Origin of the sequence: Paenibacillus sp. 1A_MP2 (genome assembly GCF_052244825.1) — a bacterium.
GTDB classification, from domain to species: domain Bacteria; phylum Bacillota; class Bacilli; order Paenibacillales; family Paenibacillaceae; genus Paenibacillus; species Paenibacillus vandeheii.
Map to the genome: position 1 here is coordinate 6867028 of NZ_JBQQCS010000001.1, position 21186 is coordinate 6888213.

Genomic DNA, 21186 nt, shown 5'->3' on the forward strand with positions numbered 1-21186 from the left:
TCTTTTTTGGTATGATAAAGAAAGAACCGTGGAACCGGACAGGAGGAAAATGATGTGATTCAATTATTAGTGGTCGACGATCATGTAGTTGTACGCTCCGGGCTGATTGCCCTGCTCGAAGGAAAGAATGATATACATATTGTTGGAGATGCGGCCGATGGTGATGAAGCTATTGCCAAGGCACAAGAACTGAAGCCGGATGTGGTCTTGATGGATTTCAGCATGCCTCCAGGCAAAGATGGTCTGACCGCTACCGCTGAATTGAAGAAATTGATGCCGGATATCTCCATTCTGATACTGACCATGCATGACGATGAAGAATATCTGTTCCGCGCCATCCACGCCGGAGCCTCCGGATATATTCTCAAAAGTGCCCCGCATGAAGAATTGCTCGCCGCTATTCGTTCCGTAGCAGAGGGTAGCGCCTATCTCTACCCAAGTGCAACCAAGCGGCTGATGAGTGAATATCTGGACAAAGCGAAGCAGGAGAACGCGGGACCGTATGACACGTTATCCGAACGGGAGAAAGAGATTTTATCCTGGATTGCCAAAGGTTATGCCAACAAGGAAATCGCTGAACTTCTGGTGATCAGTGTCAAAACGGTCGAATCCCACAAAAGCAATCTGATGGAGAAGCTCGGTCTTCGAACCAGACCGGAACTGGTGAAGTTTGCGATGAAAAAGGGGTTGCTGAACTTTGAGTAGCACACGTGAAAACAGACTTAGCGGTTTTGCCGATCAGCCTGTGCGTCAATTATTGGAGGAAATCGACAGTCACATTACAGATACGGAATTCCGCAGCAGATTGAAAGGTTCTCTGCATCAGCTCAGTGATCTGAAGTTTGCCCTGGATGAATCGTCCATTGTAGCCCTCACAGACCGCAAAGGAAAGATCCAGTATGTGAACGATAAATTTTGCGAAATCTCACAATATGATCGGGAAGAATTGATCGGTCAGGATCATCGGATCATTAATTCGGGTTATCACGGTAAAAATTTTATGAAGAACCTGTGGGAAACCATATCTTCCGGACGAGTGTGGAACGGAGAAATCCGCAACCGTGCCCAGGATGGCAGCCATTATTGGGTGAATACAACTATCGTGCCTTTTCTCGATAATGATGGTGAGCCCTATCAATATTTGGCCGTACGTAGTGAGGTCACCAAGCTGAAGCGGGTCGAAGCCGAGCTACAGACGATGATGACCCAAGTCATGAATATTCAGGAAGAAGAACGACGTCGCATCTCCCGCGAGCTGCATGACGGCATTGGACAGAGTCTCTTCTCTCGTCATTCAGATGGATCGACTGCTTGCGGATCAGCCCCAATCTGGTGTGGAAGCACTGCGGAAACAGGTCACGGGTATTATGGAGGACGTACGCGGTATGGCATGGGAGCTGAGACCGTCTGTACTGGATGACCTCGGCGTCGTTCCGGCCATTCGCACGTATATCGAGAACTATACCCGGCACTACGGAATTGAAGTGGAATTGGAATGCAATCTGCGAAAAAGGCTGGAGATGAACCGGGAGATCGCGATGTATCGTATTATCCAGGAGGCTTTAACCAATGTGGCCAAATACGCCGATGTGTCAGAAGCTCATGTGACGGTGAAAGATTCGGAAGAGGGCACTCTTGTGAAAATTGAGGACAGAGGCGCAGGGTTCAACGGTACGACAGCTGGCAACGGCGTTGGTCTGTTTAGCATGGAAGAGCGAGCCCGCGGAGCCGGAGGTACACTAACGATATCTTCGGAGCCTGGGGAAGGAACTGTAGTTACCCTTTGCCTACCCAAAACCGTTCATTAACTCGATCCAACCTGCACTTTATATAGAAGACTGTTTACGGATGAGCTCCGTGAACAGTCTCTTTTCGCTTTATGATTACATACCGCTCCCCTTTCATCATCTTCCGATTGGTAAAAATGACAAAATGAAAGCTCTGAATCGGATAAATTCAATATTTACAATAAATATATTGACTCCAATTACGATTCGTCATTAAAATATGAATGCTACATACACATTGTACGTAGATCCTATTATAATTTTTTATTCTATATAGTTAAAAAAAGGATGGTCAATCATGTCAGAGAAACGCTCCTCCAAAGGGGGAGAAATCCCGCAACTGCACAATCTGGATGCAATCGATCGTAAAATCATTGCCGCTCTTCATCAAAATAGCCGGATATCCTACACCGATCTGGGTGCACATATCGGTTTGTCCCGTGTGGCCGTTCAGGCCCGCATTAATGCTTTATCCGAAAAGGGAATCATTGAACGCTTCACCGTGGTCATCAATCCGGGCAAAGTTGGACTTCAGGTCTCTGCCTTTTTCAATGTCGATGTAGAACCGCAATTTCTGGATGAAGTAGCCGCGAAATTGGACGAAGAACCCGCAGTAACCAGCCTCTATCATATGACAGGCCCGAGTACCCTGCACATGCATGGTATTTTTGCAGATATGGAAGAGATGGAGCAGTTTCTGCTGGAGAAGCTCTACAAGATGCCGGGCATCGTCAAGGTAGAGTCACAGCTGTTGTTAAAACGATATAAAAGCCGAATGGGCATGAGACTCTAGGAGGAAATCAGCATGAGTTGGAAAGATTACAACGGTCTCGTCATAGGGATGGTACGAACCGGAATTTTGGGATATGGCGGTGGCCCTTCGGTTATTCCGCTGATCCGTTATGAAGCCGTTACCCGCTATAAGTGGGTAAGCGATGATGAATTCGGCGAGATTTTGGCCATTGCCAACGCCCTGCCGGGTCCCATTGCCACCAAGATGGCCGCATATCTCGGGTATAAAACGAAGGGCGTGCTGGGCGCCATTGTGTCGGTTCTGGCCCACATTTTGCCGACGAGCATCGCTATCATTGCGCTTCTTGGTTCCATGTACGCGCTGCGCGAATCAAAAATCGTAGCAGGCATGGTGGCAGCTGTTCGCCCGGTTATTTTTGTCATGCTCGGCATGATGGCTTACGAATTCGCCAAGAAAGCATGGAAGGGACTCGGCACAACCTTTGCCGCCCTGTTCGGTGTTCTTGCATTTGTACTGCTGCAGCTGCTCGATATTCACCCCGGTATTGTCATTGCCGTCTTCCTCGGATATGGTGTCTTTCATCTGGATGTGGTCCAGCGTTTCAAATCCAAGGGCAACAGTTCCGACAAGGGGGTGTCCTAAGCGATGCTTCAGACATGGTGGGAATTGTTTTGGGGATTTTTTGTAGCCAATATATTGGGATACGGGGGCGGACCTGCCTCCATTCCGTTAATGCAGGAAGAAGTGGTCAATCACTATAAGTGGATGACCACGGAACAATTCGGGGATGTACTCGCCATCGGCAATGCACTTCCCGGTCCGATCGCGACCAAAATCGCCGCATTTGTCGGTTATCAGGTGGCTGGCTGGTTTGGTGCATTTATCGCCAGTTTTGCCACCGTTGTGCCTTCGGCTGTTGCGTTAATTTTGCTGCTCCGCCTGCTGAACAAGCATCGTACTTCGCCAAAGGTGAAAGGTATGACCTTGCTCGTACAGCCAGTTATCGCTGTGCTCATGATCTTGCTTACATGGGAATTCGGTCAGGTATCCACCAATTCTATCGGCATTTGGCAGACGCTGATCATTGCAGGTATCTCGCTCTGGGTCATGACCAAGACCAAGCTGCATCCAGCCATTCTGATTGTCATTGCTTTTGCATACGGTGCGCTGGTTCTGTCTCATACGATGTAATTCATTCATAAACATACTAAAGGAACGTTCTGGAACAAAGGATGCACTTTCATTGTGAGGTGCATACAAAGGTTCCGGGATGTTCCTTTTTCTTATTTCCTTTTTTAAGCGGCACCATCGCATTTCAATGTCGTTTACTATAAAAAAATGGTGATAACAGCATTTAAGCTGTCATCACCATATAGGGGATTGCTTGTTTTACCTTCGTACTTGATACAGTTATTATTTTGCCTCAACAACTACTGCCACTTTGGTTTTCACACCTGCATAAGTCACCGTAATGGTTGCTTTACCTTTACCATTAGCCTGAATGACGCCATCCTTCACCGATGCTGTCGCAATACGGGATGATTTCCAAAGCGCTGGTTTGGATACGTTCGCTTCGCTGCCATCCGCATACGTTGCTGTAGCAACCAGGGTCACCTTGTCACCTGGCTTCATGGTCAGGGTGACCTTATCGGTTTGCAAATATTTCAGTGTATCCACTTCGACTGCAACCGTTACCGTCTTGCTGCCGTACTTCGCTGTAATTTTTGCTTTACCTGAACCTGTTGCTTTTACTTTACCTTTAGTTACCTGTGCTACTTTGTAGCTGTTGGTTTTCCATTCCGCTTTGTCCGTGACATCACGCTCACTGCCATCGCTCAGATATGCAGTAACTGTAAGATCAGCGGAATCACCGGTTTTCAGGGAAAGAGCCGGTTCGGATGCTTCAATACGTGAAATAACGTCCACTTCAACCTGAATGGTCACTTTGTTGGAACCATATTCAGCCGTGATATTGGCTTTACCGCTGCTGTTCGCAGTGATAACCCCTTTTTTCACGTCGGCTACGCGGGAATTGCTTGATTTCCAAGTTGCATCGGAGGACACGTCCTTAGACAAGCCATCTTCATCCGTTGCTGTGAGTACAATTTGCTGTGTTTCCTTGGAGGACAACACCACAAAATTCACATCTGCCTCCAGCCCGCTAGCCATACCTACTTCAACAGGCAGCGTCAACGTTTTGCCTTCAATCTTGGCTGTGATGGTTACTTTACCTGTTGCAATACCCGTCACGACACCTTTGCTGTCCACTTCAGCGAGTTTTTCACTGCTGCTGCTCCAATCCGCATCTTCGGACACGTCTTTGGATGTATCACCGTATACGGCCAATACTTTCACAGACAATGTGCCACCAACGGCTACAGAACCTTTTTTCTTGTCCATTTCATACTTGTCTGGAACATCTACATTTACGGTGAATTTAACGGTTTTGCCGCCGTATGCCGCAGTGATGGTCGCTGTTCCTGATTTATAGGCGATCAAGTCGCCGCCAGATACATATACAACATCCGCATTGCTGGATGTCCAAGTTGCTTTGGAAGTTACGTTCTCTGTACTTGCATCAATATATTCTGCATTGGCTACCAGTTTCTTGGTTTTGTTATCCCCTGTAACGCTCATAGCCAATTTATCTTCGACACCCGCAATATCCAGATATCTTGCCGTATCCACGTCAACCGTGATTTCCACCGTTTTGCCGCTATACGTTGCCTTGATTGTCGTAGAACCCGCACCAATTGCTGTAACCTGTCCCTTGAATACCGTCGCAACCTTCTCGTTGCTGGATGTCCATGTTGCCTGATCCGTTACATTTACATCAGCACTATTCGGGTAAGAGGCAGTCAATACGACATTTGCTGTTTTATTGGACTCACTCAAACGGAAGAAAATGCTCTGTTTCTCCACACTCAGTTTGCTTGTCAAATCCACATCCACATCGACCGATACGGATTTTGTTCCGTATTTGGCAGTAATTTTGGCAGAACCCGCCGAATAACCTGTGATTTCACCTTTTAATACGTCTGCTACTTTTTCATTGCTTGACGTCCACTCGGCCAGATCCGTTACATCTTTGGTTGTGCCATCTGGGTAGGTGGCTGTCAGTTTTACAGTTTCACTTTTGTTCAACAGCAGATTGACCTGCTTCTTGTCCACATCTACACGTTTAACAACCTCAACGTTAACCTCCACAGTCACACTTTGACTGCCCACTTTACCTGTGATAACGGCTGTACCGGCGCTTTGTCCAGTAACTTTACCATTCACAACCGTTGCCACTTTCTCATCATCGGATGACCACTCAGCAACTTTGGATGCTTCTGCATTCGTCGTGTTATCACTGTAGGTTGCCGTCAAAATAATGTCTTTGCTATCTCCTGTGCGCAAGTCCAGCGACTGCACGTTTTTGGAAAGGGCTTTGACCTTTTTGGTTACATTCACCTGAACCGTCTGACTCTGACTCTGATACGATGTTGTAATGGTCGCCGTACCTTCCTTTTTGGCAGTAATGGCACCATTATATACAGTCGCTATCGAAGTATCACTGCTACTCCAGGATGAACTAATTGTCACGTTAGCCGATGTATTATCGCTATATACTCCTGTCACCGTAACCGAACTGGAATCACCCACTTCGAGCGACAGCTCATTTTTGGAAACTACAATTTTGGACAGTTCTTTATCTGCCGCAGCGGCCAAGCCTACGTTGGAAATACTCAGCAGCAATACCAGCATCATCACCATGTACTTGGTCAATCTTGGCTTTAACATCATTTCCCCCGATTCTTATCATTTTGTTCCTTAAGGTTTAATGTCGGCAAGTTCTTTCCAGATGTTTAGACTTTCAGGGAATTTTAAGGGGAATTCGCGGGAATTCATCCTTCCGACCTATCGAATTCCAAAGGATTCATACCCGCAAATATTACGCATAACCTATGTATAGTTACTGAAATTTGGACTTTATTTCATAGGATGGGGGAGAAACATGAGTCAGTCTTTTGATTACAAAGGATATTGGGAACAAACGTATAGCTCAGGTGAAACATCGGGAAGAGGTTCTTATGGTGTACTGGCTGAATTCAAGGCAGAGGTAGTAAACGGACTGATTCAGCGTGAGGGTATCTCCAGCGTCATTGAATTTGGTTGCGGGGATGGAAATCAACTGCAGTATATGAATTATGAGACGTATCTGGGTGTCGATGTGGCAGGTTCGTCGGTACGACTCTGCGTCTCCAAGTTTGCCAGCGATACCTCCAAGAGCTTCATGTTATACACGCCAGGTCTGTGGATTAACCGCGGTTTCCTTCAAGCGGATCTTACCGTCTGTCTGGATGCACTCTACCACATTACGAATGAAACGGATTTCCGCAACACCCTTTACGACATCCTGCACGCTTCGTCAGAGTGGGTCGTGCTGTACACTCGATTGAAAGAAAACGGGAATCCAGGGGTTAGCACCATTCAGGACCGAAATATTTTTGATTATCTGTTCGACTATCCCGAGTTTAAAGTGCAGGAGATTATTCCTCAACGATATCCTGATCAGTCCTCGGCCGACTTTGTCATCTTAAGACGCACACCTGAAATCAAAAATCAAAAATAAATCTGTGTGATCTAACATGTGAACCGGAGCCATTGAATCTCTACCAGGTCATTTCTAATAGAAACAAAGAATTAGCCCGGTGGCCTATCTATAGATCCCTTCCATTACAGCTTCTACTTAGGTGTGCTCCGCCTCCAAGACAGAAATACCTTTTCCCCTGGGAGGCAGGCACACTCGAGCAGTTGTATGGCGGGACACATATTCATCCCCTCACGCATACTCGCTGCTCGACATGTGATGTTCTTAAATTTTGTTTTTCTAAAATAAACCCGGACGGCCACGCAGCTTCGCCAGCGCCTCCATATAGTAATAATCGCCGTATATAATCGGCACATTCAAGCCACGACCCTCCGGATAATGCACGGTTCCCTGCATGATCAGACCTTCTTCCGCTGCTGTCTCACCAGAGCTGTAGTTCTCATGCAGCCCGTGAAGGATACGCTCTGCCGCGGCTCTGTATTCCTCACCGCGCGGCGACAGCTTCGCCAGCTCCAACAGACCGCTTGCGGCAATCGCCGAAGCGGACGAGTCCCACGCCACCTGATGCTCGGCAGGTGCGCGGAAATCCCACAGCGGCACGATGTCTTCGCCAAGCATGGCGAGGAAGAAATCGGCCGCTTGCTCCGCTGTCTCCAGATAGCGGGCTTCGCCCGTATACCGGAAAGACAGCGCAAACCCGTGCAGCGCCCAGGCGGTGCCCCGCGCCCAGGCGGAACCTGGAGCATGGCCCTGCCCACCATGCTCCTGCACCTTCTGCCCCGTGAGTGGATCGAACTCCACCACGTGGCAGATGGACCCGTCAGCGCGGACGAACTCGCGCGCCACGGTGTCCGCATGCGCTTCCGCCAGCCAGCGGAAGCGCGGGTCGCCGCTCTGCTCGGATGCCCAGTAGAGCAGCGGCAGGTTCATCATGCTGTCAATGATGGCTACGCCGCTAGTATCCATCATTGACGAGCTGAAGTTCCAGGCGCGGATATATTGACCGCGCACGTTGAAGCGGGCAGCGAGCAGATTGGCGGCGAGCATTCCCCGCCGCCGACCGTCCGCGCTGCCTGTCTGGCGGTAGTTGGCTACGCCACTGAAGCAGCCAGATGAACCCCAGATCGTGATCCACCGATTCGGGATCACGCAGACAACCCTCCAATTGCCGCTCACAGCTTTCGGCATAACAGTATAATGGAGCGACAGCTTCGCTCTCTGGCGACTCGCCATAGACAAGCCATAACAGCCCCGGCCAGAAGCCGGCGGTCCACCATTCAGGATCATTCCGGTCATACATGCCCTGCGGGGCGGTGTGCGGAAATGTATCCTTGATGCGCTGCGCATTGCGAATCGTTTTGGCCGCTCCTTGACGCCATGCTTCCTTCAGCCATGTCACGGATGTGGATGTATTCATACAGTTATCCCTCCTCTAATCAATTCCCAATCTGATCGTAAACGTAATACTTCGCCCGCTGATTACTTCCATCCGTGCTTCCTTCAGCAATCCGTTGCGGGACGCCATCGGCTGTTCTTTGAGATGAATGGTAGCTCCTTCGTCCAACACGGTTGATTCCACATAAGCTCCACGATACTCGCTGCGCACAGCCTGACTGGAAAGTGTAATGACAGCCTGTTCACGGCCATCACTGAACATTAATGGAATGAGTGCTCCGACAACCTCAAGTTCACCTTCGAATTCATATGTCACGGTCAGCAAATCCGTCTGCTGTACATAACGGGTGCGCAGTGAATCGATCCCGGTTAACGGGCCGAGCCATGTCACTGTAAACGCATTGACCTGATCCTGACGTTTTCCGTCATCTCCCTCTGGAGAGCCTGAATTATCTTTCACCTCTTGCTCTACCGTTTCAAGCAAAATCGAACCCCCACCATCAGCAGGATTAATCCCGGCATCCCGGTCATAGTCAACACCTGACGGGATGCCCCTGGCAAGACTGTGCCATTTCCCATCTGCCGTTTTCCAGGCAGGACAGTAGCTCAGCGGACCAACTTTCCCTTCAGCAAACTCCGTGAAACCGGATTGCACATGTCCAGCAGCGGAGGGCCCGATCAGCCCCGGTAATCCCGCCTGTTGTATCCGCGCAAGACCGGGAACCGTGTATGGATCATTCATGGCCGTATGCAGGATCATTTGTTGACCTGGTACAGAGGCAATGATCGTTTCAAACCATCCATCGGCCTGCAACACCCTGCTGCCTACCTCGGAAGGAAGGAGTATGCCCGTTACATCTTCACCAGGATTGCTGAGACAGGCATGGGCCAGTGCCGCTGCCGTCCACAGGTTGTAGGCGGTATGATTCGTATAGATTTCGTATCCGTGGCGTACCTCGGGCGGGTACTCGTTGCGAACAATTTTCAGACGCCCATCATCCATCTTCCAGCGCTCCACAGATTCGAAGCACCGATTGGCAGCTCGGGTGAACGCTCCTGCCATCACCCGATCTCCAGCCTGTAAGGCCTGAGTTGCATGAACAGAACATACGTAGGCTGCTGCCGCTTCATTCCATTGATGTTGGGAGCTGCGTCCACGCGGAGGAATCTCTCCCAGCGGCGACAATGTAAGCAGCGTACTGAATGCACCATGACGTAATTGTTCCTTCAGCTCACCAGCACATGAACCGTCATATCCCGCTTCAAGCATGACATCCAGATGATAGCGCGTCGCAATATCATAGGAAAATGGACAATTTGGTCGGTCCAGCGGTCCGTCCTGATACAGTCCAAGCGCCGTAAATCGTGGCAGATGATACTGATCCAGATAACGATCCATCCACGCCGTATCATCACTGGCAAGCTGCTCTCTCCAGCGCAGATACTCCCCAGAGATCATAATCGCGTTCCAGTTGATCATGCGATTTGGATTGTTCATTTTGCTCATTGTAAAGACATAATCTTCTTCAGGCTGGATCTTCTTAAGGGCATCTGCCCAGACTTTGCCTGCTCAGGCATATACGGCTTCAACAGGATGTATGCTCTCATCATCAACACGGGGAAAAAGTCCGGGTGATGATCCGGCGCACATCCCTTCACGACAACATCGATGCTGTGTGACAGGGCCAATGCCGCTGAAGGAAGCAGATCCGTTAGGCCCGCTTGAACAAGAACCGATGCAGCCATTGCATAAGCTGGCGTGGAATAATATCGCTCCGCCTTCGAAAATGGATCAATAATGGCGCCTTCACTGTCCTGGTAAGGTGTATAAGCCCGAACAACACTCTCCACAAGGGACAATTTGCGAGCCTGATTCCAACCATCTGAAGGAGCAGGCCCCGCCTGTTCCGCTAGTGTACGGTAATCTTCGAGTGCATCTCTCCATGGATATGTTGATGCGGACGTATACTTACTCACGTATGCTCACCTCCATCTTTCACTTGGGTCCAACCGTGAACTTCAGCTCACACACCGTTTCCAGCGGATTAACTTCATCACTTCCACTTCTTACTTTTCGGTTATCAGGCTGGTCTCGCCATTCAAGGGAGGTCCGATAGAATGTAACTGGCATATTATCATGATCCACTGTATTAATGATCTCTATATCAGCCTGCCATTGGATTGCATCATACGTCATCCCTACCGTCGCATGTTCACCCTGCCATTGAATCTTTCCCTCATGTACCCTTTCAGGTACCTTTCTGCTCATAAACCGCTCCGTCACACTCGGCCGTTGCTGTTCTCCCACCGAAAATAACGTGCTTGATGAAGACGCCGCTCTGTTTTTCCATTGAAATCGATCTTTCAGACGCAGTTCTGCTACGGTCCCGATATCTTTAGCAGAACCGCTCCAATGCAACTGACGTGTATAGCAGGCGAGTGAAGCCGCTTCAGGATAAGCTGCTGTCAGTTCCAAACAGGCATCCAGTGTACAGTCATCGTCCGAAACCTTCGCCTCAAGAACCAGTGCTTGCGCCTGACGTCCCGAGCTTTGCTCCTTCCCTTCTATGCGAGGAACGTTATGCCCGGACGAGCTAATGTGGAACAACTGCTCTCTGCCCGGAGCAAAATAAGCTTGTGTGTACAGCCCCGCTCCCGGATCACAAAGAATGTTTTCGCCACCACAATGGAGTATAAATTGCCCAAGATCATTATGGTTATGGGGTTCATCGTTATGCCCGGCCTTGACGGAAAAAGCAGTAGTGAGAGGTTCATCTCTGGTAACATCTGCGCTCGCAGATTCAATCACTCCTTTCGCAATCATCCAGCCCAAATCATCCAAAATGATCCCTCGTTCCGCTGGAACAGCCCCCGCTTCTTGAAGGACCATTGCCGAACTGCTCCACAGCACGTTGCGCAGCAGGTGACCCCAACGATGACAGGGATCATCAGTAAACAAAGGGATATGAAACGGCAAATCCACCTTTATAGCGAAACGGGATGCCAGAAGTGAAAGCAAGCCCGAAGGAATCTCTTGCTGCTCCGCACTATCCGAATAATTCACGAAGGTCCCTCCCGACAGATGAACCCGCAGTGGGAAGGCTGCGATCGCCGCTATTTTCGGACCATTCAGCAAATCCATCTCACCTTCACTGTATTCGCGCAGCATGTCGGCATAATAGACGAAATAGCCGAACCCATATACCCAGTAACCAATGCCTTCTGCACAACCACCATCCATGCCATATCCACTCAGAAATGCCTGCATGGATCGAATCGTCTGAACAACCGATTCTGTCAGAACTGCTTCTTCCTCCAGCAGTAATAGTCCAGCCATGCCACAGCATCCGCTGCATACAGCAGACCAGTTATGATCTGCACCTTGCCAGTGATAGGCACGTTTCTCCCGATAGAGCGGAGTGAAAATGCGTCGCTCGGCCTCAGCCCTAATCCGTTGGATGATGCGTGTATCCAGTCGATCCGCGTGAATCGTCACGATTTCGGCCAGCATATGTACCGTCTCCGCGGCAAACAGATCAATATTGCCGTTGACCTGTTCCACTCCCCCCGTACCCAAATGTGCAGGCAAACACCATGTATACTCGCCACATACATCCCACAACATATCTTCCAATGTCTCTATCCATCCCGCGCCATTTGAATCCACAGCGAGCAGCGCTATTGCCGCAAGACGTCCCCTGCGTTCAAAGTACGCATCCTCATACAACTTTCGTTCCCCTATGTCCCCAAACTTCCGATAAAGACCAAATGATAGCGAAGGCAAGCTTTCGTTCAGGGCACGTTCCCCATACGCTTTCAGATCGATATAAAAAGAAGCCAGCTCCGGTTGGAGTAACGCCTGTTCGATGCTATCCGTAGAGCAGACTGAAGCTCGTATTGGTGCAGGCTGGATATGCTGATCCCCCTGTCCCCGCTCGTTATCCGATGTACCACCCGTTGAATGACCGAAGTATCCGGCATCGGGATGGAACTTTCCTTACTTTGATTGGTGTTTTCCATTGAATTCACCCTAATCTATATGGAATACAAAACCTTCATTATATGTAACCGATTTCATTTTACCGGATAATGCTTTACATTTGAAGAGTTATCCATCATATCCAACCAAATTAACCACAGAATCCCTATTTCGAGATATGAAAAAGAAGAACCCGACCGGGTTCCTCGTTACATCAAGCTTTTTAGTGCGTACTTGATAATCCAATTCAATCCAATGTCTATTAACCAATCGCAAGCGGAGAATTCTGTACAACAGACAACCATTGACGCGCGATAAGCTCATGACCGGCTGCCGTTGGATGCACACCATCCCACAACCAGTAGGTAGCGTCAGCCTTTTCAGTGGCCTGATTAAACACATCCTGCAATGGAACCAGCACAGCACCGAATTCTGTGGCAAGTTCAGCAACAAGGCGCTGATACTGCCCGATACGCTCCTGCCAAGTGTCCCAACGCTCCACTGTAGCTCCGGTTTTAAGAATAAACGGTTCCATTAAAACCAGCCCAGTATTCGGCATCACTTCGCGTGTTTCCTCCAGCAAATGACGATATGCACGTCCAAGACGATCCGTCACTCCACTGGGTTCGCCATTCACGGTACGCCATGCATCATTAACGCCGATGAGAATGCTGATCAGATCCGGCTTCAGACTAAAGGTATCCTCGTTCCAGCGTGCATACAGATCGGAAGCACGATCCCCGCTAATTCCTCTGTTATAGAACGTCGGCTGCTTGGCGGCCAGTTCCACGCCCAGTTTGCTTGAGATCAGATACGCATAGCCATGCCCGAGAAAATGATTCGGATCATCATTGCGCGATCTTCCCCCGTCTGTAATGGAGTCTCCCTGAAAAAGTATAACGGATGAATGTGTACTCATGATCAATAACCGTTCCTTCCTGTATGTAAAATGAAAACCTCAACCCTTCAGTCTCCATTTTATCCCTTTCGGACGCAATAGAAAATAGCGTTTTCAGAACGGTACTTTTCAGCCTTTCGGGTCTTTCGCCACATATCCTCCACCCTGATATTTCGTCTCGTCTTGCTTATCCGGCGTTCCCTTGCGTTTAGCTTCGTCCCACAACTCTGCCGCATCATCCTCCGGGCGGTACCCAATCATCTGCTCCAGATATCCAATATCATAATAATTGTCCGTATTCGCTGAAGTGCCATATAAATTAACATATTTCATGCTCGAATCCGCCTCAATGCAGCACTCGGCAAGCTGCACCATATCTCTGGGCGAGATCCAGATGTGTGCCGAACGCTCAGAATGCGGATACGCATCGCCCGAGAAATTGCCAATTCGAATGTTGAATGACGATAGGCCATGCTTATCCACGTAATATCGTCCCAGCAGTTCGATATAACATTTGCTAAGTCCATAGAAACTGTCTGGCCGATATGGATCATGCACTTCAATATCCTCTCCTGTTGGATAGAACCCTGTCGCATGATTTGAACTTGCAAAAATAACCCGCTGTATACCGTTCAACCTTGCAGCTTCATACACATGGTATGCCCCTGTTACGTTGATCGGCAGAACTTTGCCCAGAAAATCCTCTTCGTCCTTGGCCCAAGCAATGTGAAGCACTGTCTGAATACCCTGCATGAGCTCGTTCAGTCGTTCTCCATCTGTCACATCCATTGCTACAATGCCTGATTGAGGATCATCATGAAGGTCGGCAGCCACGATATCATACTTGCCCTTTTCCCTCAGTCCCTCCAGCAAACTGCGACCAACGACTCCCGCCGCTCCCGTAATCAATAGTCTGTGCTTCGTTTTACTCATGGATCTAACTCCCTTCGCCCTATTTGCTATGATCTTATAGGACATTATTAACCGTAAGGGCGAAGGATTTACCTGCTCCAATAAAGACCCCGTATATTAACCCATCAAGTACCGCAAAATCATCATTGCCACCATACCGACAAGTACCGTTCCGAGCAGACTCCGGGTCCAGATTGCCACGGCAATGGTAGGTAATGCTGCCCAGAGGGCAGCATTTTGCGTAATCGGCACCAACTGGTTGTCCGCCATAAACAATTCCTGACCGATCAGTGCCGCCATCACCGCTACGGGTACATATTCAAGCCAGCGTAACAGCCACATCGGAATCTGTATCTTGCTGAACAGCATGAGTGGCAATACACGCGGAATGAACGTTAACAAAGCCGATCCCATAATAATCCAAAATACATCCCATCTTACTTCCATCGTTCCATCACTACTCCCATCGTTGCCGCAATGACCGCAGCCACAATGACACTCATGCTGCCAAGCGAAGCCATGCTGGCGAAGATTACACAGACAACAGCGATGATCGCCACATTGATGTGTAATTTTTTATTTTTGCGCTGCATCAGCTGAAGTACGACCAGACCGATAAACATCGCAGGCAAGGCAAAATCCAGCCCAAGCCGATCCGGATTGATTATCCAGCGACCAAAATAAGCCCCCGCCATATTCGCCACAAACCAGTTCAGATATGCTGTAATGTTCAGACCGTGCATCCAGCGCTCACTCAGCGTTTTCCTACCAATCGCACGCGTCATCGCCACGCCAAAGGACTCGTCGGTGAGCAGCGAGCCGATCCACATATTTTTAAGCGGCGTCAGATGACGGAAGTACGGCGATACGGCTGCACTCAGCAGCAAATGACGCAGATTCACGAAAAATATGGTGAAAATAATGGCCGTCGCTGAACCATTCGATGCCAGCATGCCTGCGGCAATAAACTGGGCCGATCCCGCATACAGAATCAGACTGAGCAGAGCCGTTTCCGCCAGGCTAAGACCTGCCGTCATTTCAATGACACCCGCTGCAAAGCCAATACTCAAATAACCAAGCAGGGTTGGAATACAATCCTTGACTCCTTGCATAAATCTAGCATCATCCTGCACCTCTTCGGTATTTGCGGGCCCGGATGTCAGTGGTATTGATTTGTCCAAATCCGGTGCATCCCCTTTCCATTTCAATCCACATCCTGCGGATTACTTTTAATTTAGAAATATACCACAGGATGAGACGTTCCGGGAGAGACAGATCCCCTTTTACAGAACAGATCCGCTACGAATCTTCATAATTCGATGATTAACGAAGTACACCAACAAGAAAAAGACTGCGGGGTTATACCCCACAGTCTTCTTCGAGAATGGCTATTAAACTATAACTTGAATCGTTCAATCATGCTTTGCAGATCTTCAGCCATACGGGACAACGCCGCCGAGGACGCCGCAACCTCTTCCATTGTAGCCAGCTGCTCCTGTGCAGCAGCTGAGCCATCTTCCGTTCCTGAGGCAATCTGATTGGATAATTCAATCGTCTCATTGACTTCTTTGGTCACATAAATCATGCCTCCATCAATCTGACGGGAAGCTGCCGACACTTCTCCAGCTTGAGCAGCAACCAATTGCACGGCACTACGGATATTTTGAAAAGCCTCTCCCGCTTCCGTAATCATTTGGGAACCCTTGATCATGCCTTCTCCCGTACGGGCAAAGGTAGATTGTACCGCATTCGTTTTCTCATGCATCTCACGCATCAGTTCATTAATGCGCTCGGCCGCACTGCCCGAATTGTTGGCCAGCAACTTCACTTCATTGGCAACCACGGCGAAGCCCCGGCCCTGTTCACCTGCTCTGGACGCTTCAATGGATGCGTTCAAGGCAAGAATATTGGTCTGCTTCGCAATAGCAGTAATTTCGGCTACAATCTCAATGATCTCTTCATTTTTCGCTCGAAGATCCTGAATGACCGCAGCCATGGCTTCACTCTCATCATTCACCTTCTGAATATGAGCAACCGCCTCTTCCACCGTAACCATACCCGCTTCGGACTTGGTAGATGCTTCAACAGCGATGCGAGCGGCCTCTTCGGCACTCGATGAGATTTCTTTGACCCCAATAGACATTTCACCCACAAGTTGCCCCGTTGCGGCGAGACTGGCGTTTTGTTTGTTCGTTCCTGACGCTGCATCCTGCATCAGTTCAGCAACCTGTTCGGTTGCCCTGGATGTCTGTTCAGAACTCGCCATCAGCTCCTCAGAGGATGCCGCCAGCTGGCTCGATGTATCATGTACTTCGCCTAGAACGTTGCGCAGCGAGGAGGTCATAGTATCGAAGCTTGCCCCGAGTTGTCCGAACTCATCGCGACGCTGCAAGCCCACCCGAACTGTCAGATCCCCTGCGCTCACTTTCGATGCTGCCTGTGTTAGCTGCAACAATGGACGGTGTATGCTTCGAATAATGAACACAAGCAGAATAATACCAATGATCAGTGATGTTCCAACAAGAGTGTATGCACGGATCAAGATCGGTCTTACGGCATCGGCTGCTTCGGAAGGAACGATCTCACCAACAATTTTCCAACCCGTCGCGGGATTCGTAAAGAACACAGCTTCCAGCTCTTGTCCATCATACGTGTACTTTACAGTTCCTTGGTCTTTCGTATACATCTCATTAATGTAGCTCTCATTGGACTGCACGCCGGATTCGATATTGTAATGGAACAGAAACTTTCCGCCGTTGTCCAGCATATACAGTTTTCCTTTTTCACCAATATGTATCTTATCAACAGATTCTTTTAAGTGGTTGAGACTTACATTGGCTCCGAATACTCCTTTGCCATCGGACAGTTTGGCAGCTGCGGTGACGACCCATTCTCCCGTGGTTACCGATTGGAACGTATCTGAGATAATCGGTTCATCTTGAGACATCGCCATTGTATACCAGCTGCGTTCCCGTGGATCATAGATCTGCTGTCCGGGGTCAGGAGATTTCATCCAGCTGCCATCTTCGGCACCTGCTGTGAGCACACCCAGTTCTTTGTGGTTCTTGGACATCCCGTCCATCTGCCTTTGAAGAGCAGGGGATTTATTAATAATATCTGCTGAAGTAATACCGGCGGCGAACTGCGCTGCGTTATCCTTCTCCATATCCAACATCTGACTAATCTGCAGACTGAGCATTTCCGTTTTGGCCTGTGCAGAATGAATGATTTCTTCCCTGACCTGGTCTGCTGCTTTTAAATAAGACAACCATCCCACGCTTATGCTCGGTACAATCAGGAACAGAAGCAGTGCAGCGATCAGACGTTTCTTTACCGTTAATGTAAACCAATTGCGAATCCTTTTCTTCATTTAAATATCCCCCATCATCATCTTCACCCTTTTTTATCGGACAAACGTAGTGAAAATATTATGTATGAATATTAAAATCAATCGAAATTACATTATTTTTGTTAGGATAATAGAAAATGATGCTCCTTCCTCGTTTTGACCCTCACTACGAGATCGTTTACAATGCTCATAAGCTGGTTATCTATGAAACGATTGGAAGGAGAGGATTCGAATCTTACGCAATTCACATGTGCAACAACCTGTATCCAGATTATATTCATCCATGTTCCGTATTCTGTTCGCCCTCATTCTTTGTGCAGGACCTGTTCTAGGACAAACCAGTTTCACAGCAGCCGCAGCACAAGAGGCGCAAACAGTTCACATTGAAGTGAATGGTCAAGAGCAATCGTGGAAAAACGCCCCCCTTGTATTGAAAGGTACAACGTATGTTCCACTGCGAGATGTTGTTACCTCTGTAAATGGCACCTTGAAGTGGGAACCTCGTACCAAAACGGCTACCATTACCGTTGGTCAAGACAAGCTGGTTCACCAGGCGGGCAGTGACTTCATCCAGGTTAACCATGTTCGGCTGTCCTCCGGTGTCGAATCTCGCACGATTAACGGCACCCTGATGTTACCTGTCCGCGCACTTGCCAATGCACTCAAGGCAGATATTAAAGTACAACGTACAGCCTCTGGTCAGATGAGTGTTAATATTGAGACAGACAAAGTAAGCCTATTAAACAGTCAAGTCGCCAGTGTAGACCGCTATTTGCGCGAAATCGATTTTCCAGGCATGGCTCTGATTGCCCGCAATGGAGAAGTCCTTCTTCGCCAAGGCTATGGACTGGCGGATGAACAGACGCTCAATCGTCCAGATCAGAAGACCAGAATCGCCTCTCTGAGCAAATCCTTCACTGCAGCCTCCATTCTCAGCTTGGTGGAAAAAGGAAAGCTAAATGTGCAAGATCCGATCTCCAAGTATATCACCGGTATACCCAAGGGAGACCAGATCACACTCCATATGCTGTTATCCCAGACTTCGGGTCTTCCATCCGCCTTCGGACGGGGTGAAGGCACTTCATTGGAAGAAACGGTAGAAGAAATTCGGCACAAAACATTAAAATTCGAACCCGGTAGTGCCTATTTGTACAGTAATAGTGGTTATGTTCTGCTGGCCTATGTTATTGAACAGGTGTCCGGCATGAGTTATGCCGACTATGTGCAGCAGACTATTTTGAAGCCGCTCGGCATGAAGAACTCTGGAGAAGCTTCCCGTAAGGTCCATACGAATAGCGGATTCGTTGCGAAGAATAAACAGTGGGTGCCTGCGCCTTATTATGTTTCACAATCAGGTTCAGGAACGATCTACTCCACCGTAGACGATCTCCTGAAGTGGGATCGGGCGCTGTACACGGACAAAATTTTGAGTCAGGATACGATTGAACAGATGTATGAGCCGTATTCGGATAAAAATTATGGCTACGCCTGGATTCTCAAGGAAAACGATCAGAATCGTACCGTCTTCCACAACGGCAGCGGTGGTGGTTTTGCCACAGCCTTCTCACGTAATTTAACAGATGATATTACGATTATTCTTCTCGGTAATCATGCGGGTATGGATATGACTTCACTTATGGATGAGGTGGAGGCTAAGACAGCTCAGGCACTGAATCTGCAATAATATCCTTTTTACTCATTAGATAATAGCAGAAGGGACGGTCCATTATTGGATCGTCCCTTCTGCTATCTATGTCTTCAAATTCAGAATCATACTTTCGCTTCGCTCGTCATTTAACGTCTGTCTATTTTATGGATACTGGAAGCTTTCCGGCAAAAGGAATATGTCCCATCAGCGCCCGAGCGACGCTATCCATGGCAAGCGGGCGGCTCTCGTACGCAGCCACATAGACCTGCACCTCCGGGATCGCCAGCAGATCATAGGGGCTGCGAAGTGCCACAACAGCCAGCGGCTTGCCCAATTGCTGCAGCCAGCCGATCAGCCTGCATTGCGGATCACCAGAGGCACTGCCTGCGTTATATGTTCCCACTATGATCTGGCGAATGTCATCCTCTTCCGCAGCTTGAAGCAGACGGGCAGAACGAATGGCAACTTCCTCTGGCGTGACGGTTACATCAACCACATCCAGACCGCAATGCGACAAAGCCGAGCCTAGGGTAACCACCTGAGTCAGCTGTTCGTCGGCAATCGTCGTTACTGCTGTAGCAACCGTTATGACCAGCGTACGTTGCGGCTTCAAAGGCAGCATGTTCAATTGGTCACGAACCAGCGTGATGCTGTTCTCACTGATTCGTCGGGCCACCTCCTGGTGTAACGAATGGTTACGCTCTTGGCGCCTAAATGAAGCTGGATCCGTTGATGCCTCAGGGAGGAGCGAAGTCGCTACCTCATCATGCACTTCATCATTACCTGTGCCCATTCCATTCTCCAGCAGACCTCGTTTCGCCTTGTACTTCAGCAACCGAGTTACAGATTCGTCGATGCGAGCCTCACTGATTCGCCCGCTCTGGACGGCTGCCAGCAGCGCTTCAAATGCCCCTGCCTGAAGATGAGCAGTGTGGCTGATCAACACCAGATCCGCGCCGGCCTCTACCGCCATCACAGCTGCATCAACCGTACCATAGTTGGCGGCAATCGCGTCCATCTCCATGCAGTCCGTCACAATCATACCTTCATAACCCAGTTCCTGACGAAGCAACCCACTTAAGACGGCTCGCGATAGCGTTACAGGCAGACGCTCCGGCTCAAGGGCCGGAAAATAAATATGGGCTGACATCATCGCATCGACACCTGCCGCTATGGCAGCCCGGAACGGAATCAGTTCCACACGCTCTACCCGTTCCCGAGTATGGGTGATGACCGGAAGATCCAGATGTGAATCCATATCGGTATCCCCGTGCCCCGGGAAATGTTTGGCTGTCGCGGAAATGCCAGCATCCTGTACTCCTGCAATGCTCCTTGCTCCATACGCTGCGACGGACTGCGGTGATTCCCCAAATGAACGCACACCAATTACCGGATTGGCAGCATTATTGTTTACATCCAGAACCGGAGCAAAGTTCATATTTATGCCCATGGATCTTAGCTCCACACCACTGATGTAGCTTGCCTGATATGCATCCTCGATGGAGCCTGCTGCGGCAATTGCCATCTGTCCCGGCATCAGGGCGATCCCATCGGTGATCCGGGCTACCATGCCGCCCTCCTGATCAATGGATATCCAGAGCGGCACATTACCGCTATCGACAGCAATCCGTTGCAGGCCCGACGATAGCCGCTCCACCTGCTCCGGTGACTCCACGTTACGCGCAAAATAAATCACACCTCCGATGGGATACTTTCGGAGAAAGTCATCTACATCACCAGCAGCTTCAGTGCCATGAAAGCCGCAAAGCAGCATTTGACCGATTTTCTCACGCAGGGTCATCTGTTCCAGCTTCAATGGGTATAGCTCGTTTTGCCCACTCATTCCATGCCCCCTCCCAATGACAAG

General features: G+C 49.2%; 17 protein-coding genes and 2 pseudogenes. 7 read left to right on the plus strand and 12 right to left on the minus strand.

Annotation, left to right across the window (positions count from 1 at the left end; all coding sequences use genetic code 11):
* Nucleotides 1-54 precede the first annotated feature (54 nt).
* The 5 genes and pseudogenes from ACTWJ7_RS33750 (at nt 55) to ACTWJ7_RS33770 (ending at nt 3732) form a co-directional block, all read left to right on the plus strand.
* Complete coding sequence (locus tag ACTWJ7_RS33750) at nt 55-705, plus strand: response regulator (protein WP_079348584.1); 651 nt, start codon at nt 55-57, stop codon at nt 703-705.
* A pseudogene (locus ACTWJ7_RS33755) lies at nt 698-1808 on the plus strand (PAS domain-containing sensor histidine kinase). The gene ACTWJ7_RS33750 and the pseudogene ACTWJ7_RS33755 overlap by 8 nt, the downstream one beginning before the upstream one ends.
* Before the next feature lie 277 nt (nt 1809-2085).
* A complete protein-coding gene (locus tag ACTWJ7_RS33760) occupies nt 2086-2580 on the plus strand; it encodes an Lrp/AsnC family transcriptional regulator (RefSeq protein WP_301882066.1) in 495 nt (164 codons plus the stop codon).
* A 12-nt stretch (nt 2581-2592) separates the two neighbouring features.
* Nucleotides 2593-3183, plus strand: a complete 591-nt coding sequence (locus tag ACTWJ7_RS33765; protein WP_301882067.1) for a chromate transporter — start codon at nt 2593-2595, stop codon at nt 3181-3183.
* A 3-nt stretch (nt 3184-3186) separates the two neighbouring features.
* Complete coding sequence (locus ACTWJ7_RS33770) at nt 3187-3732, plus strand: chromate transporter (RefSeq protein ID WP_053780063.1); 546 nt, start codon at nt 3187-3189, stop codon at nt 3730-3732.
* A 222-nt stretch (nt 3733-3954) separates the two neighbouring features.
* Here the strand turns inward: ACTWJ7_RS33770 and ACTWJ7_RS33775 are convergent, their stop codons facing one another.
* On the minus strand, nt 3955-6330 hold the full coding sequence (locus ACTWJ7_RS33775) for an Ig-like domain-containing protein (protein WP_301882072.1): 2376 nt from the start codon (nt 6328-6330) through the stop codon (nt 3955-3957).
* A gap of 211 nt (nt 6331-6541) precedes the next feature.
* Here ACTWJ7_RS33775 and ACTWJ7_RS33780 point away from each other — a divergent pair, with 211 nt between their 5' ends.
* Nucleotides 6542-7159, plus strand: a complete 618-nt coding sequence (locus tag ACTWJ7_RS33780) for a hypothetical protein (RefSeq protein WP_301882073.1) — start codon at nt 6542-6544, stop codon at nt 7157-7159.
* Between the two features lie 258 nt (nt 7160-7417).
* Here the strand turns inward: ACTWJ7_RS33780 and ACTWJ7_RS33785 are convergent.
* The 10 genes and pseudogenes from ACTWJ7_RS33785 to ACTWJ7_RS33830 form a co-directional block, all read right to left on the minus strand.
* Nucleotides 7418-8555, minus strand: a pseudogene (locus ACTWJ7_RS33785) (glycoside hydrolase family 88 protein).
* A gap of 15 nt (nt 8556-8570) precedes the next feature.
* Entirely contained in the window at nt 8571-10040 is a 1470-nt protein-coding gene (locus tag ACTWJ7_RS33790) for a glycosyl hydrolase (RefSeq protein ID WP_443146298.1), read from the minus strand.
* Complete coding sequence (locus ACTWJ7_RS33795; RefSeq protein ID WP_443146299.1) at nt 10037-10510, minus strand: hypothetical protein; 474 nt, start codon at nt 10508-10510, stop codon at nt 10037-10039. Before ACTWJ7_RS33795 ends, ACTWJ7_RS33790 begins: the two co-directional genes overlap by 4 nt.
* Nucleotides 10511-10529: 19 nt before the next feature.
* Nucleotides 10530-12260, minus strand: coding sequence for a heparinase II/III domain-containing protein (locus ACTWJ7_RS33800; RefSeq protein WP_443146300.1), 1731 nt, complete (start codon nt 12258-12260; stop codon nt 10530-10532).
* Nucleotides 12261-12349: 89 nt separating this feature from the next.
* Complete coding sequence (locus ACTWJ7_RS33805) at nt 12350-12553, minus strand: hypothetical protein (RefSeq protein WP_443146301.1); 204 nt, start codon at nt 12551-12553, stop codon at nt 12350-12352.
* Between the two features lie 221 nt (nt 12554-12774).
* Entirely contained in the window at nt 12775-13431 is a 657-nt protein-coding gene (locus tag ACTWJ7_RS33810; RefSeq protein ID WP_301882077.1) for an SGNH/GDSL hydrolase family protein, read from the minus strand.
* Between the two features lie 108 nt (nt 13432-13539).
* Nucleotides 13540-14343 (minus strand): NAD-dependent epimerase/dehydratase family protein, encoded by an 804-nt coding sequence (locus tag ACTWJ7_RS33815; protein ID WP_079348569.1) that lies wholly within the window; start codon nt 14341-14343, stop codon nt 13540-13542.
* A gap of 96 nt (nt 14344-14439) precedes the next feature.
* Entirely contained in the window at nt 14440-14769 is a 330-nt protein-coding gene (locus ACTWJ7_RS33820; protein WP_024632343.1) for an AzlD domain-containing protein, read from the minus strand.
* Complete coding sequence (locus tag ACTWJ7_RS33825; protein ID WP_301882123.1) at nt 14760-15434, minus strand: AzlC family ABC transporter permease; 675 nt, start codon at nt 15432-15434, stop codon at nt 14760-14762. The genes ACTWJ7_RS33820 and ACTWJ7_RS33825 overlap by 10 nt, the downstream gene beginning before the upstream one ends.
* Before the next feature lie 284 nt (nt 15435-15718).
* A complete protein-coding gene (locus ACTWJ7_RS33830) occupies nt 15719-17692 on the minus strand; it encodes a methyl-accepting chemotaxis protein (RefSeq protein ID WP_079348567.1) in 1974 nt (657 codons plus the stop codon).
* A gap of 262 nt (nt 17693-17954) precedes the next feature.
* Between ACTWJ7_RS33830 and ACTWJ7_RS33835 the strand changes: the two genes are divergently transcribed.
* The gene (locus tag ACTWJ7_RS33835; RefSeq protein WP_301882083.1) at nt 17955-19355 is read left to right on the plus strand and encodes a serine hydrolase; all 1401 of its coding nucleotides are present in this window, start codon (nt 17955-17957) and stop codon (nt 19353-19355) included.
* 121 nt (nt 19356-19476) lie between these two features.
* Here the strand turns inward: ACTWJ7_RS33835 and nagZ are convergent, their stop codons facing one another.
* Entirely contained in the window at nt 19477-21162 is a 1686-nt protein-coding gene (gene nagZ, locus ACTWJ7_RS33840) for a beta-N-acetylhexosaminidase (RefSeq protein WP_079348563.1), read from the minus strand.
* Between the last annotated feature and the right edge of the window lie 24 nt (nt 21163-21186).

What these genes read in the sequence shown, in the direction of transcription:
- ACTWJ7_RS33835 (WP_301882083.1), top strand. Translation starts at nt 17,955, where the DNA reads ATGTTCCGTATTCTGTTCGCCCTCATTCTTTGTGCAGGACCTGTTCTA.
- ACTWJ7_RS33780 (WP_301882073.1), top strand. Translation starts at nt 6,542, where the DNA reads ATGAGTCAGTCTTTTGATTACAAAGGATATTGGGAACAAACGTATAGC.
- ACTWJ7_RS33815 (WP_079348569.1), bottom strand. Translation starts at nt 14,343, where the DNA reads ATGAGTAAAACGAAGCACAGACTATTGATTACGGGAGCGGCGGGAGTC.
- nagZ (WP_079348563.1), bottom strand. Translation starts at nt 21,162, where the DNA reads ATGAGTGGGCAAAACGAGCTATACCCATTGAAGCTGGAACAGATGACC.
- ACTWJ7_RS33775 (WP_301882072.1), bottom strand. Translation starts at nt 6,330, where the DNA reads ATGATGTTAAAGCCAAGATTGACCAAGTACATGGTGATGATGCTGGTA.
- ACTWJ7_RS33765 (WP_301882067.1), top strand. Translation starts at nt 2,593, where the DNA reads ATGAGTTGGAAAGATTACAACGGTCTCGTCATAGGGATGGTACGAACC.
- ACTWJ7_RS33810 (WP_301882077.1), bottom strand. Translation starts at nt 13,431, where the DNA reads ATGAGTACACATTCATCCGTTATACTTTTTCAGGGAGACTCCATTACA.
- ACTWJ7_RS33825 (WP_301882123.1), bottom strand. Translation starts at nt 15,434, where the DNA reads ATGCAAGGAGTCAAGGATTGTATTCCAACCCTGCTTGGTTATTTGAGT.
- ACTWJ7_RS33830 (WP_079348567.1), bottom strand. Translation starts at nt 17,692, where the DNA reads ATGAAGAAAAGGATTCGCAATTGGTTTACATTAACGGTAAAGAAACGT.
- ACTWJ7_RS33770 (WP_053780063.1), top strand. Translation starts at nt 3,187, where the DNA reads ATGCTTCAGACATGGTGGGAATTGTTTTGGGGATTTTTTGTAGCCAAT.
- ACTWJ7_RS33805 (WP_443146301.1), bottom strand. Translation starts at nt 12,553, where the DNA reads ATGGAAAACACCAATCAAAGTAAGGAAAGTTCCATCCCGATGCCGGAT.
- ACTWJ7_RS33820 (WP_024632343.1), bottom strand. Translation starts at nt 14,769, where the DNA reads ATGGAAGTAAGATGGGATGTATTTTGGATTATTATGGGATCGGCTTTG.
- ACTWJ7_RS33790 (WP_443146298.1), bottom strand. Translation starts at nt 10,040, where the DNA reads ATGAGCAAAATGAACAATCCAAATCGCATGATCAACTGGAACGCGATT.
- ACTWJ7_RS33760 (WP_301882066.1), top strand. Translation starts at nt 2,086, where the DNA reads ATGTCAGAGAAACGCTCCTCCAAAGGGGGAGAAATCCCGCAACTGCAC.